Source organism: Halomonas sp. AOP43-A1-21 (assembly GCF_052376775.1).
Taxonomy (GTDB): Bacteria; Pseudomonadota; Gammaproteobacteria; order Pseudomonadales; family Halomonadaceae; genus Vreelandella; species Vreelandella colorata.
The window spans coordinates 1-13,803 of record NZ_JBQSWC010000004.1 but is presented as its reverse complement, the minus strand read 5'-3'; the positions used below and the strand labels follow the sequence as shown (position 1 = coordinate 13,803).

Genomic DNA, 13,803 nt, shown 5'->3' with positions numbered 1-13,803 from the left:
AAGGCCCTTTCGGGCCAAATAAAATCGACTGCTATCCGATTTAGAACATAGCTATTTAATTTAAAACAAATCTATCTGTTTTAAAACATAGTGTTATCGTTGGCCGCTTCTTCCGGCACAGACTGGATGACATCCCAGTGCTCGACGATCATTTCATTTTCAACGCGGAAGATATCCACAACGGCTTCACCGCGATCATCATCACCATTGGTAGAGTGAACATGCAGCCAGACCAGGTCGCCATCGGTTGCACTACGCACGATCTCGCTCTGGTAGTCCGGGTTTTCCTGGAAGTAGCCTGCAAAGTAATCCACGAAAGGCGCCTTGCCATCCGGCACGTCCGGATTGTGCTGAATGTAATCTTCCGCCAGCACCAATGAGCTCTGCTCTGTTTCATGCTCGTTGAAGAACTGGTTATAGAACTGGATGACCAGTTCCCGATTTGCTTCCTCAGCCTCAAGATCACGTTCGGCTTGCGCAAACGATGCGGCGGGTAAAGATAGCATCAGCACCGACGTGGCAACGCTCAACGATTTCAGTAACGACATGTCAAAACTCCTGTTTCGGGTAGGTGGCTCAATAGCCAACGGTAAAACGTTGATTCACGTGGCGAGGCTTCTCCAGCTCATCCACTAATGCCACGGCATAATCTTCAAAGGAAATACTTGAGCCCGCGTCATGGGTCAGCAATTCATTCTGGCCAAGCCGAAAGACGCCGGTACGCTCGCCGGGTACGAACTCGGCCGAAGGCGACAGGAATGTCCACTCAAGATCATTAACGCCGCGTAAAAAATCCAGAAACTCACCACCGGCACTCGCTTCGGGCTTGTACGCTTCAGGAAAATCCGGCTGATCAATAACTTTCTCGCCAGGAGCAACTTCAAGACTGCCTGCCCCGCCCACCACCAGATAGCGGGCAACGCCACTATCGCGTACCGCACCCACCAGCTTTTTGACATCGCTGGCGGAGAAAGGCACGGCACTGATCACCGCATCATGTCCCTTGAGCAATGCGCCCAACGCCTGTTGGTCGTTGGCATCGCCTTGCTTTGGTGTAACACCCGGCAATGTGGCGATCTTATCGGTATGGCGAGCAATGGCCGTTACCTGGTGCCCGCGGTGTGATAATTCCGCGAGAATACGTGAACCTGCATCACCCGATGCGCCAATAAGTGCAACTTGTGCCATGAGAAACCTCCTGGAGCTTCTATGTTTTATACGGTCTAAAATGTAGACCTTTAGATAAACTTAAAGTAGTTTCTGTAGCTGCGCAAGAAGTCACATTTAACTGACCCGGTCATACCCATATGCCCACTGCATACCCATCCATGGAGCTTTGATGACTGCACTTACCGCTAGCGAAGAGATCGTTCTTGAACAGCCCTGCCCGATTCGTGATGTGCTTGATCGTATCGGCGACCAGTGGAGCTTGCTGATTCTGGAAGCCTTGGCCCCCGGCACGCTGCGCTTTAATGCCCTGATGCGTGAGATTGGCGATATCTCAAAGCAAATGCTCTCCCGCACCCTTAAACAGCTGGAGCAGGACGGCTTTATCACGCGCACGCTCTACCCAGAAGTCCCACCACGGGTGGAATATACCCTCACCCCGCTGGGGCACTCCTTTCTTGAGCCGATGCAACAGCTGGTGGCGTGGGCCGATACACATCACCGCACTATTGTGGCTGCTCGCCTGCGGTATCAGACCGCCCAGACGAAGCCCTGATACCTGGCATGCAAGAATTAACCGTATTAGGCGATAAAAAAACGCCAGGTACGTTTGAATAACGAGTATCAAGCATGCTCGTGGTGGGCTTTTGATCGATATAAAAGGAACGAGATACGCGGATCACTTAATAGCCCAACGTCTTATCGCTATTGCGCTTTTCTTGTTCCGGTGGCTGGAAATGTTTCCGGCTACACACTCGGCTCATTAGACATCGCAACTCATACACACTAAGGTAGATCTCCCCTAGGGTTCGTGATCAACACACAACGAGCCTGTATTTTGCCCCCTGTGGGCTGCTTGTTTTGCTATAGATAGGCTGGATCACCAGTACTTTTGACGTTTTGTCCTGCGCGGACATTTTCGATAGAAGAGGGAATCCATGTCACGTCACTACTCAGATGAGGGCAAGTGCATGCCGCGACGCCCGCCTCCCAGCACTCCTTTTTTTGGGGAGCGCTAACCACAGTACGTTTACTGTGTCTTGCCGTTATAAAAATAACGTCAACGCGATGCTACGCGCACGTTAATTACCGTTTGCTTTAGCAAAAGGTGATGGACTCCGTCCACGGCTTAAAACCTCTCCCACCTTGCTCGTCGCTGCGTTCAGCATACTGCTTTGCGGTACTGCTTGATCGTGTCCGTTTGACCCAACGAGGACCTGTTTTTGAACAACGAATCACTGTATCAATTCTCATCTCTGACCGTTATTTTACTGCTGCTTGCCTTCTACGGCGGCACTTACCTCATGACTTTCGGCATACGCAAAAAGAACGAAGATGCCGATGCCTTTATGGTATCTAACCATCGAGTGGGCTTTGGCATGGGGGCGGCCAGCATGACCGCTACCTGGATTTGGGCGGCCTCGTTCTACGCCGCCGCAACCTCTGGCTATACCTATGGTGTATCAGGCCCTATCCACTATGGGTTGTGGGGCGCATTAATGATTCTATTTATCTACCCCTTCGGGCGCCGCTTTCGCAAACTGGCACCCAACGCACACACTTTGGGAGAGCTTATTCATGCCCGCCATGGCGCGTCTAGCCAACTAATTCTGGCGCTTTCCAATGTGCTGGGCAGCGTGATTAGCTTGATGGTCAATTTTACCGCCGCTGGGGCATTGGTTTCGGTGCTTTCACCACTCTCTTTCCAGGCCGGGGTCATCATTGCCGGTTTCGGCGTCCTGCTTTACACGCTGTGGTCCGGTTTTCGCGCTTCCGTACTCACCGACTTTGCTCAACTGGTCGCGCTGATGGCCATTGCCATCGTGATCATTCCTGCGGTTTTCTTCGCCATGGGTGGCCCTTCACAGCTTGTTGCAGGGTTGGCAAATCTGACGCCCGAGCAGAACAACTTCTTCTCGCCAGACGCCATTCTTAATCAGGGCGCACCGTTTTTTGTCGCCGTATTGGCCTATGCGATTGGTAACCAGACGATTTCCCAGCGCCTGTTCGCGGTGAATGAAGACCATATCAAGCCCACATTCTTGACGGCCACCCTAGGCTACGGCGCGATTGTAATCGGCTTAGGCATGATCGGCCTGATGGCACTGACACTTGGGATTGAGCCGCTCAATGGCGACATGAACAATCTCATTCCCCAGATGGTATCCAGCTACCTGTCGCCCTTCTTCATTGCCCTGTTCTTTATTCTGGTGATTGGCTCGCTCTCATCGACCGCTGACTCCGATCTTTCGGCGCTTTCCGCCATTATCATGGCCGATGTCTACGGCAAGAACATTGCGCGCGGCAAGGCAGACCCTAAACGCATGCTGTTTATCGGGCGCCTGACCATGATTGTTGCTACGGTCGTTGGCATCGTATTTGCCAGTTTCTCGCTGGATATTCTGGTGATGCTGGTTTTCGTTGGCGCGCTATGGGGGGCTATCGTCTTTCCCGTGATCGCCAGCTGTTTCTGGGACCGCGTCACCAATACCGCCTTTACGGTATCCGTACTGGCCGCCATGCTGCTGTTCTGCATTGCGCGCTTTGAATTAGTCCCTCTCACCGGGCTCGGTGGTTTGTTCTTCGAGCTACTCGCAAGCATTGGAGGAGGCGTCATCATCGGCCTGATGGTATTTGGCTTTCTTGGCCGTACCATTGGTTTTATCGCCGGTGTGCTGGCGATGATAGCGATGCTGATTTTTGCCACAGGCTTCCTGCATGACTACACGGTACTGTTGGCCTCCCTCACCGCTTACGGCACCAGCACACTGGTGTGCGTGGTGCTTAGCCTTGCCAGCCGCAAGCCACGTTTCGACTTTGCCACGATAGGCAGGAAAGTGGGCAACTATGACCACACGCTTGACGAAAAAAGTGCAGACGACCGGCCCCAGACGCCGCCACGTCATACGACTGCCAATGCCTAAATAACTTATTTCAGGAGACTGCTTCCATGACGCTACTATTCACTGTCTATGTGCTGGTGTGGCCTGTGCTGACACTCGCTGTACTGGTCGTTATCTGCCGCGCCGTCATGCGCGACCGGCGTAGCGCACGCGAGGAAAACCGTGAACTCGTTTAAACAGCCACCACGTTTAGAGCCCATGCGCTAACGTTAACGCATGGGCTCTAAACCTTAAGTGATGATACTGATCGATAAGGCTAAAACGACAACGCCCCGCCGGCGTGGGACGGCGGGGCGTGGCAAGACGGCATCGAGGCCTGATGGTTATTGGCCAGCGTTGAACTCATCGATGCCGTAGCTGCGCTCCATTTCACGCTGGTCGCTGTCGAAGCCGCTGATTTCGACCGTACCGTCCTCATCAAGATCGATATCTTCGAAACGGTCGAAGCCGTCGCCGCTGGCCCGGTCGAGCAGACTATTGAGCTGCTCCTGATCAAGCCCCCAGGGCGCAACCTGAGTATCTTTGTTCGACTCGCGGATCACTTCTCCGCTCTCGCCGTTCAGCGTCAATTCATACGCTTGACCCTCGGCGTTCCAGCCTTCAACCTCAAACTCCAATGTGCCGCGCTCTTCGTCTATCTGCAGTTCGCGAAATGACGTGACGCCAGCACTGGCAGCTTGCCCTATCATATCGGAGAAAGCCGCCTGGTCGAGCGCCTCTTGATAGTCGTTACGGTCGGCCATTGCGCCCTGGCTGATTCCTAGCGTGGCGGCGGCGGTGAAGGCGAGTGCGATCGATGTCTTTTTCATGGCAATATCCTTTTTCGATGAAGTGACGCTTCGATGAATGAAACGCCTCAAGGTGAGGCGATGTCATCCAGTGGCACCCACTCTACTCAAGCCCACCTTACCCAAGCATGATACGTTCATTCATATTTCGTTCATGTTTTTTCAACTATGCATTGATGCACAAGGAGCGTGGCAAGTTATGGCTCGCAATCGCACACTGCTCAACAGCGTCTTGTTACTGCTGCCAAGGCTTACCGCCTTTGCCTGGCGGGTACTGAGCCACTTTCTGAAAAATCGCGGTATTCTGCTGGCCGGCGGCGTGGGCTACAACATTTTGCTTTCGGTCGTGCCGCTCTTTGCTCTGCTAGGGGTGATGTTGACGCGCGTGGTCGACGAGCAACACCTGCTAGAGGTGCTGGCGGTGCAGGCGCGCCATCTCGCCCCCGCTCACGCCGAGGTCGTGATGGACGCCGTCCGAGGGCTGCTGGATTCCCGCGACGTGGTCGGCATTCTCAGCTTGCCCATCTTGCTGCTGTTGAGCTCCTTCGCCTTTCGCATGCTCGAAGACGCCATGGCGCTGATCTTTCATACCTCTGAGACACCAAAGCGCCACCTCTGGATATCGATGCTGCTGCCCTATGCCTTCATGCTGGTGCTGGGCGCCGGGCTAATGGCGCTGACCCTGGTCGTCACGCTGGCAAGTTCGCTCAATGCGCTGGCGCTGGCCCTCTTCGCCCAGGAGCTACCGCTGGCAGGGCTCTCAGGGTCGGTGCTCAACCTGATTAGTTTTCTCGGTGTATTCCTGCTCTTCAGCGCCATTTATAAGGTGCTTCCGGTGGTCAGGATCTCCCTGCGCCGAGCAGTCGTCGGCGGCTTCGTGGCGGCGCTACTGTGGGAAGGCGTGCGGCTGCTGCTGGTTTACTACTTTACCCACCTCTCTTTCGTCAACGCCATCTACGGCTCCCTGGCAGCCTTGGTGATCGTGCTGCTCAGCCTGGAAATAGGCGCCATCATTTTATTGCTGGGCGCTCAGGTCATCGCTGAGCTTGAGCGCAATTCGCGGATGGGGCTGGTCTGGTATGTAGATCCTGATCGAGAGCCGATTAGTCGGGTTGATTAAAGGAGCGGCGGATGCTGTTTTCGCGGGCAAAGTACTTGGCGATATCAATGCGGCAAAGCGATATCGGTGATTGACGCAGGCGGGGATAGCGCAAGGCTCAATTTCATGGCGCGCACTTCTTCTGCCGGTGGCTGACCAAACAATCGCTTGAACTCCCTGCTGAACTGGGAAGGGCTTTCATAGCCTACCCGGCTCGCCGCAGCAGCGGCGGTCAACCCATCACGAATCATCATCAGCCGCGCATGGTGCAAGCGCGTCGATTTGATGTACTGGATAGGCGAGGTTTGAGTGACGGATTTGAAGTGCACATGAAACGCCGGAGCGCTCATGCCCACCTCACTGGCGAGCGTGCCTACTTCCAGCGGAGCGGCGAAATGTACATGGATGCGGCGCAGCGCCTTGGCTATCTTCCCGAACTGCCCATAGTGGGATAACGCCGAGCGAACACTTCCGCCCTGTTCGCCGGTCAGCACCCGGTAGCAAATTTCTCTCACGATGGACGGCGCCAGAATGCGTGCATCCGCAGGCGTTGCCAGCGCATCCAGTAAACGTAGCGTTGCACCGGCAAGCGATTGATCAAGCGGCGTGGAAAGCATGCCCCTGGGTGGGATTGGCTGGTAATCACCCGTTGCATCCAGCTGGGTCACAAGCTCTGCAATGACCGCGGCATCAAGGCGGATCGCAATCCCCAGCATCGGCACTTCAGGGCTCGCCTCCGTTTCTGAAATAAACGGTAGAGGTACCGCCAGTACCAGATAGTGATGGGCATCATAAAGATACATTTCACCGCCCAGATAGCCCCGCTTACGCCCCTGGCAGATGATAACGATGCTCGGCTCATATAGAACCGGGGTATTTTTAAGCGTCCGGTTTGAGCGCATCAGGCGCACATCACCCACCAGCGATTGGGTATACCCCTCCTGCGGAGCGAGCTGATATAACCGTTCGATTATCCGGCGCTGCACTACCGCATCGCTACTCGCTACCATGGGCAACCTCGCTAAATGCTCTCACTGTTCGCCATTGTTTATTGCCGCTGACACTGCCAGTACCTTGGGCAACATAAGAGCAATAGTATAGGTTGTTGGGTCGGTTTCCTGCCTCCAGCCCGCCAATTAATAGCTTTAGGCAAGCATGCAAGAGGATCGTCTCTATTGCCGTTCGTGGGCACCCTCTACGCTTTCCCTGTACTTTCCCACAACAGGAAAAACGTATGACCAGCCTATCGAACGTCCCCTCTAAAGTTATTTTATTGACCGGCGCCAGCAGCGGTATTGGTGAAGCCACGGCCCGCGAACTGGCCAAGCAAGGCCATCGCCTGATTATTGGCGCGCGGCGTACCGACCGACTGGAAGCACTGACACACGACCTGCGTGCCAGCGGCGGCACGGTTGATTACCAGGCCTTGGATGTCACTAGCCTTGAAGATATGCAGGCGTTTACAGAGTTTGCGATCACTACCCATGGCCGCATCGATGTCATCATCAATAACGCGGGCATCATGCCGCTTTCCCCACTGTCAGCGCTCAAGGTAGACGAGTGGAACCGCATGATCGATGTGAATATTCGTGGCGTACTAAACGGAATCGCGGCGGTTCTTCCCACCATGCAGGCGCAACAGGCGGGGCAAGTCATCAACATCTCCTCCATCGGCGGGCTGAGTGTCGTGCCCACCGCTGCGGTTTACTGCGCGACTAAATACGCCGTGCGCGCCATTTCCGACGGTCTGCGTCAGGAAACCAACTGCCTGCGCGTAACCTGCGTTTATCCAGGCGTTGTGGAGTCGGAGTTGGCCAACACCATCACCGACAAGGAAGCCGCCGAGGCCATGGAAGCTTATCGCCAGACTGCTCTTAAACCCGAGGCCATCGCCGCCGCCATCGCCCACGCCATCAACCAGCCTGGCGATGTTGATACCAGCGATATTGTGGTGCGGCCTACTGCTAGTCAGTAGTTTTTCAGTGGTGAAACGTGCCTGGGTATTGTTTGGGGTGATAACCAGGCACGCCCTTGGTGAGCGTTAGGGCGCTTTCCGAGGGTGTAGTTACGCAGAAGTACGAGGTGTATCTAGAAAATTAGCATTACGTTGGAGAACGAATATCTAACGGCCACACCTGCTTAAGCCGACTAACCGTATGCGACCACTTAGGCGCGGTAGGCTTGCACACCGTATTTTGATTACCAAACAGCCCCACTTCGCTGAACGCCTGCGCACGCTCGACGGTATAGAGCCAGCGCACCGGCACTAGATATTCTGCGTTGTCTTCCTCGTCATTAAGCGCTTGATACAGGTGTGGGTAATCATCTGGAAGCGCGATATCGAGTAACGTTTTGGGGCCGTTTTCCGTTTCAAACTGGTATTCCGTGGCCCGGCTGCGCTCGCCGATAACTTCTCCAACGCCCACGTAGCCTGTTTTAGGAATATTGACCCAAACACGGTCGCCTTCTGAAAGCATCGCCAGCGTTTTGGAATACCACGTAGCACCGCCTCCGGCGATAAAACCCAAGCGCCGAGCAAGCTCCCAGGGCCGGTCATCGCCAAACGAGGCGTAGAACTCGCCATTCCAAGGTTCTTTATTGACTTTACGTGCTACTGGCTTGGGCGGCTCGTCAGGATCAATCATCCAGGCGCGGCTGAGATAGCGATTGCCGTTATCTTCAAACGCGGAGAAGAACATGGCATTGATGGATAGCTGCGCATGTTCGTTCAAGTAGTTGATAATGCGCTCGCTGCTGGCATCCAACTGTGTGGCGACCACGACCAGTTGATGGCTCTCGTTGAGCGTCACGCTATCCAGCGCAATACCAAACTTGGCCTCAAAGGCTTCGCCTAAAGTGACATGCGGACGTGCGTAGCGCTCGGCAAACTGCTGGTAAATATCAATCAACTGGTAATCGGCGAGCGTCACCACCCAAGAGGCGTAGTCGATAGCTTGAGCAACAACATCACGCGGAGTTTTATCGCGTTTTAGCTCGATCACAATCACCGTACCGTTAGCATCCACGGCAAGAAGGTCGATCAGCTTATCGAAGCCGGTACGCACCTGACGGCCAATCAACAACCAGTCTCGATTCAGAATCGAGACATCCTGCATGACTTGCTCTTCCAGCAGGCTTTCATCCGCTAGCCCCGCCGGACGCAGTTTTTGCGGTAGCGCACCAGGAGTGCTCGCGAGCTTCCAAATTCCTTGCTCAATGGCCATAGTAATTTGCCACCCTACAGGTGTAAAAAATGTTGTATTTCGAAACGTGGGCGCCTAGTATTTACCTCAACACGACCCCGGCCTCTTGGTTGCTTGCAACTTACGCTGGGGTTTTTATTTTTTGCTTACCACCAATCTTTCCAGTCCTGCGTTATCCCCATCCCGCTCAGACCCAACTTCTTTGATGAATTCTGCTCTGGGAATTGATCTAGATGTGCAGCAAGTCGGTTATGCCATTGGGTATTGGGGCAAATAGACTTCACTAGCGTCCGTGTAATGGTCATAAGCAGAAAAGGTTTGAACCGGGTGTCCTCGTTTTCAATGAACGAGTCACACCACGAGATCTCGCCTCGCTTCGGCAACTTTGGCTTAGACGTGATATTACGGTTCCACAACCGACTATGATGAGCGACTAGATTTCGTAGATAGCTTAAGCTAAAGAGCCAACTTGCAAACACCTGCCAGTCATTAACGCCATAGCGGTTGGCAATCACCCTTTGGTCTTTCACATTCAGCATGCTGAAAAGCTGGGAGATCGCACCAAAATCCAGTACCTCTACCGCGACCCATATTGGCAACTCGTCACCGTGATTGTCATGATAGTGCCGAACAAAATCCTCTTTTGAACGGGCCACCAACCCTCTGTACTTGCTCAGCCAAGCATCAAAGCAGGATTTCTGGCTGCCCTTACGAAAGGGGCGATTGGCAAAGCCAGGGTGGAAATGAGCTTTGATATTCTCAACATGAGCGAAGGAACTGTGCTTGCCCAGCAAGTAGGATAAGTCTACCCGCAGAGAGATTTCTATTCGCTCCAAAGCATCGGCCAGGTACAAGCGTAATTTCTTGTCGAAAAGATAAAGGCGCACCGCGTCCACGAAATGTGTGTCTGGGTGGAATGCATCCATCGCCTTCGTGGAGATCTTGCCGGTTTCACTATTCTGTACCAGCTCAAATTGACGGAAGGGGTACCAGTAAGCGCTCAGCCGGTAGTAACCTACTCGCGCCAAGTAATCCAAAGCCGCAGCTTCGTCAGTGATCACCATGTCCCGGGATTTGAGTAGCTCCAGTTGCTCGGAAAAAGACTTCCATGGCCTGCTATAAACCATTAGTTCAGGGCTCCTTTCACGACGACTTGTTATCAGAGCAGAGTGCCAGGCTAGGCAATTGGCCGATAAAGAACATTTTCTAATTCAAACCCTACCTGGTCGTACCCTGTTTATCGCCCAAGGCTTGTAACAGCTTCATTGATGCGCCGATACGGCTAAAGGGTACCAGCGTCAGCACTTTGAGATCTTCGTTAAGTGCAATACCAGCACCGGTGTATGTTTTTTTCACAAGCGATTCAAGTGCTTCGCGCAGGACCTTCATAGCGAGTAAAAATATCGCGTTCGCTGAGGCCTTTCTTATTCATTGCAGGTCCTGCTTATCTGACGGGGTGGATATTGATGGTCCCAAGCTTACGACATCGTTTTCATGGAAGCATCAAAAGCGAAGAAATCTTCGGCACTAACCTTAATTGCAACTAAGCTTTATTTTTAGAGGCCGATTGCATAACAGCAATAGCTTCTACGCAAAGAACATAATAATTAATAGTGGCGAGAAGGAGGTCAAATGGCAGTCAAACATACTCCGACAAACGAAGTACACAAAGGCACCAAGGGCGGTAAAACGGGATGCGGATTCGATACCCGCGAACACGCTTCTCATTGGGTAGCTACGTCAGAGCGTATTACCTGCGCCAAAAATGGCTGTAAGAATTAATAAACGCTAGCCAACAAAAAAGCCCACGACTAAGTCGTGGGCTTTTTTCGTGCAATTCTGGCGCGCCCGGCAGGATTTGAACCTGCGACCCTCGGCTTCGGAGGACTAAACTCTTTAACTTTCACATATCCCAATAGACAATAAAAACCTATCAAAACAAGGCATCTATCATTTTTTATTGTTAGCGCTTGTCTATTTACGTCTGTGGTTATAGACTCAATATGCAGTTACCAGAGTGGTACTGAATAGGAGTCTGCCGTGATAACCACTGACCGCCAGATAAAAGCGCTAAAGCCCAAAGGCACTGTTTTTTGGGAAAGCGTGCAATCACCGCATCGCGGTGGCTTAGCTATCCGTGTGCAACCCACTGGCGCGAAGGCTTGGTACTACCGCTATCGGTTCAATGGTAAGCAGGACACCTACAGCCTTGGCCGCTACCCGGAAGTGACACTAAAAGAAGCAACAGAACTTCATGGCGCTGCAAAAGCGCTTCATGCTCAAGGCATTAACCCAAAGCACGCACAGCGCGATGAAAAGGCACGCAATGAGTCAGCCTGGACAATGGCCGAGCTGTTCGAGCGTTGGCTTCAGAGCTACGCAAAGACGCCAACGGTGCGTACTAGACGTACACCTTCACCGCTTGTTGTAGAGCAAGCGTGCTGGCGTTGGGGCCACTATCTAAAAGGACGTGTAGGCTCATTGCTGGTCAAGCGAATTGATGCCCGCACGGTAAAAAGTACGGTTAAAGAAATAGCCGAAAACCAGAGCCGCAACCAAGCAAGCAAGTGCTTAACCATGCTGCGGGCAATGCTGACTTATGCGGAAGGGCATGGCCAGATCGACACCAACCCCGCTCAAGGCATCCAGCCAAGCCAGCTAGGCGCTACCAAGTCAGCACCGCGTGACCGTGTATTGAGCCTTGCAGAGATTAAGCGCCTATGGGATGCGATAGACAGCGCCCGCCTGGATGCCAGCGCATCGGCTGCGCTTAAACTGCTAATACTGACCGGGCAACGCCGGGGGGAATTACTACAAGCCAAGTGGCAGCATATCGACCTTGAGGAGCGCCGCTGGACACTACCAGCCATAACCACCAAGTCACGCCGGGAGCATACCGTTTACCTTTCAAGCGCAGCCGTTGACCTGCTAAGGGAACAGCAAGCCGTAACGGGTAATAGTGAGTATGTATTTGAAAGCCAGCGGGCCTATGGCCAGCCGATTGGAGACGCCAGCCTAACCACTGCCATTGCGCGCTTACAGGGGCGCAAGCTGGCAAAACAGGACATGAAAGCGCCACTTGCCGATATGCCACGCTTCAGCGTTCACGACTTGCGCCGCTCATTCGCTACGGGCCTGCTAAAACACTTTGGCACCGCACCGCACGTTGTCGAGCAAATGCTGAACCACGCGCCTACGGATCGACTGATTGAAACCTATCAGCGCCACGACTACGCCAGAGAGCAACGCCTAGCTTGGCAATCGTGGGGGCAGTTGGTCGTCAACACAGCGGCAGGCAAGCAAACAAACGTGGTACCAATGCGGAAGGCCAAACGATGAAAAATTTCAGAAAAGGCCCATCTACCACCCCCCCCCTAAACCCCCTAAAGGCGAGCCGGGTAGGCGAGGGATGCGCAATGCTGGTAAAGACAGGGGTATTGGCTGTCTATATATAGTGGATGAAAAAATACCATATATGCTTGAATTGAATTTTTTTTAAGATAAGTTATAGCATTAGATGATCACTGTTTGTCTATACAGACATGCAGCGATTAAAGAGAAGGCCAGAACCCGGTAGAAGTTTGGCGACCGAAACCGAACCCTGGCCTACAGCCCCAAGCCAGTAAGACTGACAAGGGAAAAGCGGATGCTCAGCAACACGAAAACGCACCACTCCTTAATGCTTGACGCGCTAACGTCATGCGGAGTGGTGCGTGACCGTGTTAAAGAGCGAACCCGTTTAGCGTGGAGCTAAATGAGTGCCCTCATATTAGGACAACTTATCCACACGGTGCAAGTATTGCTTGTATCTGTGGTTATCACTCCCCGCCTATTCCTGTTAGTCAACTGGCCTTACTAAAGGTAAGTCCGCATGACTACTGCACTTCCGAGAAAGCTACTCACCGAACGCGAAGCCGCCGAATATCTTGGCTATCGCCCCGCCTCGCTTCGCCAATCCCGCTGTATGGGGATATTGGCAGGAGCAAAACCACCCAAATCGACTAAATTAGGCCGTGCCGTTCGTTACGACATTGCCGACCTAGACGCCTGGATCGAGCAAGTGACCAAGGGGGCAACGGCATGATAGTTACCCGCGACCAACTCGCCCGCCTTACGGCCATTCTTGCCCCTTACCGTGGGGAAAAGCTGACACGTCCGATTGTTGAGCTTGCCCTGGCACTTGCTAAGGAGGCGCGCTCATGAGCAACGCAAAGCACCACATCGACACCCTTGAAAGCCGTATTGGCCTAATGGCCACCCTCGCCAAAATTATTGAGATAGACAGGACGCGGAAAGGAAACGAAGGCGAAGCCCCCATCCTTAACGACTACTACTACGGCTCGCTAGTAGAGGCCATCGAGATAGTGGCACAGAGCTGCTATGGAGAGCTTGGGCAGCTTGATGAGAAGGTTAACGGGGGTGAGCAGTCATGACACCTCAAAATCAAGCCTATCTACTGAAAGCCGCCCTTACTGGCGACATTCGCCAAATGCAACAGGCGTCCAAAATCCTTGCAGGCGTGGCGATGCTGCTTAACGACCATGATCTTGATGGTTTGAAGCGTGAAGCCCTTATTGAAACGCTGTGGTTATTGTCTAGCAGTTTTGATGATCGCTGCGACTGGCTGCAAGAGGAGGGCTATG

At 53.2% G+C, this 13,803-nt stretch carries 18 protein-coding genes; 11 read left to right on the top strand and 7 right to left on the bottom strand.

What is annotated here, in order from left to right; translation table 11 throughout:
• Positions 1 to 80: 80 nt before the first annotated feature.
• Both ACT3R7_RS03460 and ACT3R7_RS03455 read right to left on the bottom strand, forming a co-directional pair.
• A complete protein-coding gene (locus tag ACT3R7_RS03460) occupies positions 81 to 548 on the bottom strand; it encodes a nuclear transport factor 2 family protein (protein WP_193091148.1) in 468 nt (155 codons plus the stop codon).
• Between the two features lie 28 nt (positions 549 to 576).
• Entirely contained in the window at positions 577 to 1,188 is a 612-nt protein-coding gene (locus tag ACT3R7_RS03455) for an NAD(P)-dependent oxidoreductase (protein WP_193091149.1), read from the bottom strand.
• Between the two features lie 151 nt (positions 1,189 to 1,339).
• Here ACT3R7_RS03455 and ACT3R7_RS03450 point away from each other — a divergent pair, with 151 nt between their 5' ends.
• From ACT3R7_RS03450 to ACT3R7_RS03440, 3 genes are all read left to right on the top strand, one after another.
• Positions 1,340 to 1,723, top strand: coding sequence for a winged helix-turn-helix transcriptional regulator (locus ACT3R7_RS03450; RefSeq protein WP_193091150.1), 384 nt, complete (start codon positions 1,340 to 1,342; stop codon positions 1,721 to 1,723).
• A gap of 667 nt (positions 1,724 to 2,390) precedes the next feature.
• A complete protein-coding gene (locus ACT3R7_RS03445) occupies positions 2,391 to 4,091 on the top strand; it encodes a sodium:solute symporter family protein (protein ID WP_193091151.1) in 1,701 nt (566 codons plus the stop codon).
• A gap of 26 nt (positions 4,092 to 4,117) precedes the next feature.
• Positions 4,118 to 4,246 (top strand): putative transporter small subunit, encoded by a 129-nt coding sequence (locus ACT3R7_RS03440; RefSeq protein WP_225736001.1) that lies wholly within the window; start codon positions 4,118 to 4,120, stop codon positions 4,244 to 4,246.
• Between the two features lie 147 nt (positions 4,247 to 4,393).
• Here the strand turns inward: ACT3R7_RS03440 and ACT3R7_RS03435 are convergent, their stop codons facing one another.
• A complete protein-coding gene (locus ACT3R7_RS03435; RefSeq protein ID WP_193091152.1) occupies positions 4,394 to 4,879 on the bottom strand; it encodes a PepSY domain-containing protein in 486 nt (161 codons plus the stop codon).
• A 178-nt stretch (positions 4,880 to 5,057) separates the two neighbouring features.
• On the opposite strand from ACT3R7_RS03435, the gene ACT3R7_RS03430 reads away from it, so the two are divergent.
• Complete coding sequence (locus tag ACT3R7_RS03430; RefSeq protein WP_193091153.1) at positions 5,058 to 5,978, top strand: YihY/virulence factor BrkB family protein; 921 nt, start codon at positions 5,058 to 5,060, stop codon at positions 5,976 to 5,978.
• A gap of 44 nt (positions 5,979 to 6,022) precedes the next feature.
• Here ACT3R7_RS03430 and ACT3R7_RS03425 read toward each other — a convergent pair whose 3' ends face one another.
• Positions 6,023 to 6,967 (bottom strand): AraC family transcriptional regulator, encoded by a 945-nt coding sequence (locus tag ACT3R7_RS03425; RefSeq protein WP_193091154.1) that lies wholly within the window; start codon positions 6,965 to 6,967, stop codon positions 6,023 to 6,025.
• A 224-nt stretch (positions 6,968 to 7,191) separates the two neighbouring features.
• Here ACT3R7_RS03425 and ACT3R7_RS03420 point away from each other — a divergent pair, with 224 nt between their 5' ends.
• Complete coding sequence (locus tag ACT3R7_RS03420; RefSeq protein ID WP_193091155.1) at positions 7,192 to 7,932, top strand: SDR family oxidoreductase; 741 nt, start codon at positions 7,192 to 7,194, stop codon at positions 7,930 to 7,932.
• A 127-nt stretch (positions 7,933 to 8,059) separates the two neighbouring features.
• Here the strand turns inward: ACT3R7_RS03420 and ACT3R7_RS03415 are convergent, their stop codons facing one another.
• The 3 genes from ACT3R7_RS03415 to ACT3R7_RS03405 form a co-directional block, all read right to left on the bottom strand.
• Positions 8,060 to 9,181 (bottom strand): DUF8606 domain-containing protein, encoded by a 1,122-nt coding sequence (locus tag ACT3R7_RS03415; RefSeq protein WP_193091156.1) that lies wholly within the window; start codon positions 9,179 to 9,181, stop codon positions 8,060 to 8,062.
• A 125-nt stretch (positions 9,182 to 9,306) separates the two neighbouring features.
• The gene (locus tag ACT3R7_RS03410; protein WP_226940061.1) at positions 9,307 to 10,287 is read right to left on the bottom strand and encodes an Abi family protein; all 981 of its coding nucleotides are present in this window, start codon (positions 10,285 to 10,287) and stop codon (positions 9,307 to 9,309) included.
• Between the two features lie 91 nt (positions 10,288 to 10,378).
• Positions 10,379 to 10,516 (bottom strand): hypothetical protein, encoded by a 138-nt coding sequence (locus ACT3R7_RS03405; RefSeq protein WP_193091157.1) that lies wholly within the window; start codon positions 10,514 to 10,516, stop codon positions 10,379 to 10,381.
• 276 nt (positions 10,517 to 10,792) lie between these two features.
• On the opposite strand from ACT3R7_RS03405, the gene ACT3R7_RS03400 reads away from it, so the two are divergent.
• The 6 genes from ACT3R7_RS03400 to ACT3R7_RS03375 all read left to right on the top strand — a co-directional run.
• Positions 10,793 to 10,942: a hypothetical protein gene (locus ACT3R7_RS03400; protein WP_193053397.1), complete on the top strand. Its 150-nt coding sequence runs from the start codon at positions 10,793 to 10,795 to the stop codon at positions 10,940 to 10,942.
• Positions 10,943 to 11,200: 258 nt separating this feature from the next.
• Positions 11,201 to 12,499: a tyrosine-type recombinase/integrase gene (locus ACT3R7_RS03395; protein WP_496198834.1), complete on the top strand. Its 1,299-nt coding sequence runs from the start codon at positions 11,201 to 11,203 to the stop codon at positions 12,497 to 12,499.
• Positions 12,500 to 13,031: 532 nt separating this feature from the next.
• Entirely contained in the window at positions 13,032 to 13,244 is a 213-nt protein-coding gene (locus ACT3R7_RS03390; protein ID WP_496198833.1) for a helix-turn-helix transcriptional regulator, read from the top strand.
• Positions 13,241 to 13,363: a hypothetical protein gene (locus ACT3R7_RS03385; protein WP_496198832.1), complete on the top strand. Its 123-nt coding sequence runs from the start codon at positions 13,241 to 13,243 to the stop codon at positions 13,361 to 13,363. Before ACT3R7_RS03390 ends, ACT3R7_RS03385 begins: the two co-directional genes overlap by 4 nt.
• Positions 13,360 to 13,593, top strand: a complete 234-nt coding sequence (locus ACT3R7_RS03380) for a hypothetical protein (protein WP_496198831.1) — start codon at positions 13,360 to 13,362, stop codon at positions 13,591 to 13,593. Before ACT3R7_RS03385 ends, ACT3R7_RS03380 begins: the two co-directional genes overlap by 4 nt.
• Positions 13,590 to 13,803, top strand: a 214-nt coding sequence (locus ACT3R7_RS03375; RefSeq protein ID WP_496198830.1) for a hypothetical protein, incomplete at its 3' end; no start/stop codon positions are given. The genes ACT3R7_RS03380 and ACT3R7_RS03375, both read left to right, overlap by 4 nt.

What these genes read in the sequence shown, in the direction of transcription:
- ACT3R7_RS03435 (WP_193091152.1), bottom strand. Translation starts at nt 4,879, where the DNA reads ATGAAAAAGACATCGATCGCACTCGCCTTCACCGCCGCCGCCACGCTA.
- ACT3R7_RS03430 (WP_193091153.1), top strand. Translation starts at nt 5,058, where the DNA reads ATGGCTCGCAATCGCACACTGCTCAACAGCGTCTTGTTACTGCTGCCA.
- ACT3R7_RS03385 (WP_496198832.1), top strand. Translation starts at nt 13,241, where the DNA reads ATGATAGTTACCCGCGACCAACTCGCCCGCCTTACGGCCATTCTTGCC.
- ACT3R7_RS03440 (WP_225736001.1), top strand. Translation starts at nt 4,118, where the DNA reads ATGACGCTACTATTCACTGTCTATGTGCTGGTGTGGCCTGTGCTGACA.
- ACT3R7_RS03415 (WP_193091156.1), bottom strand. Translation starts at nt 9,181, where the DNA reads ATGGCCATTGAGCAAGGAATTTGGAAGCTCGCGAGCACTCCTGGTGCG.
- ACT3R7_RS03420 (WP_193091155.1), top strand. Translation starts at nt 7,192, where the DNA reads ATGACCAGCCTATCGAACGTCCCCTCTAAAGTTATTTTATTGACCGGC.
- ACT3R7_RS03410 (WP_226940061.1), bottom strand. Translation starts at nt 10,287, where the DNA reads ATGGTTTATAGCAGGCCATGGAAGTCTTTTTCCGAGCAACTGGAGCTA.
- ACT3R7_RS03380 (WP_496198831.1), top strand. Translation starts at nt 13,360, where the DNA reads ATGAGCAACGCAAAGCACCACATCGACACCCTTGAAAGCCGTATTGGC.
- ACT3R7_RS03390 (WP_496198833.1), top strand. Translation starts at nt 13,032, where the DNA reads ATGACTACTGCACTTCCGAGAAAGCTACTCACCGAACGCGAAGCCGCC.
- ACT3R7_RS03400 (WP_193053397.1), top strand. Translation starts at nt 10,793, where the DNA reads ATGGCAGTCAAACATACTCCGACAAACGAAGTACACAAAGGCACCAAG.
- ACT3R7_RS03455 (WP_193091149.1), bottom strand. Translation starts at nt 1,188, where the DNA reads ATGGCACAAGTTGCACTTATTGGCGCATCGGGTGATGCAGGTTCACGT.
- ACT3R7_RS03460 (WP_193091148.1), bottom strand. Translation starts at nt 548, where the DNA reads ATGTCGTTACTGAAATCGTTGAGCGTTGCCACGTCGGTGCTGATGCTA.
- ACT3R7_RS03425 (WP_193091154.1), bottom strand. Translation starts at nt 6,967, where the DNA reads ATGGTAGCGAGTAGCGATGCGGTAGTGCAGCGCCGGATAATCGAACGG.
- ACT3R7_RS03450 (WP_193091150.1), top strand. Translation starts at nt 1,340, where the DNA reads ATGACTGCACTTACCGCTAGCGAAGAGATCGTTCTTGAACAGCCCTGC.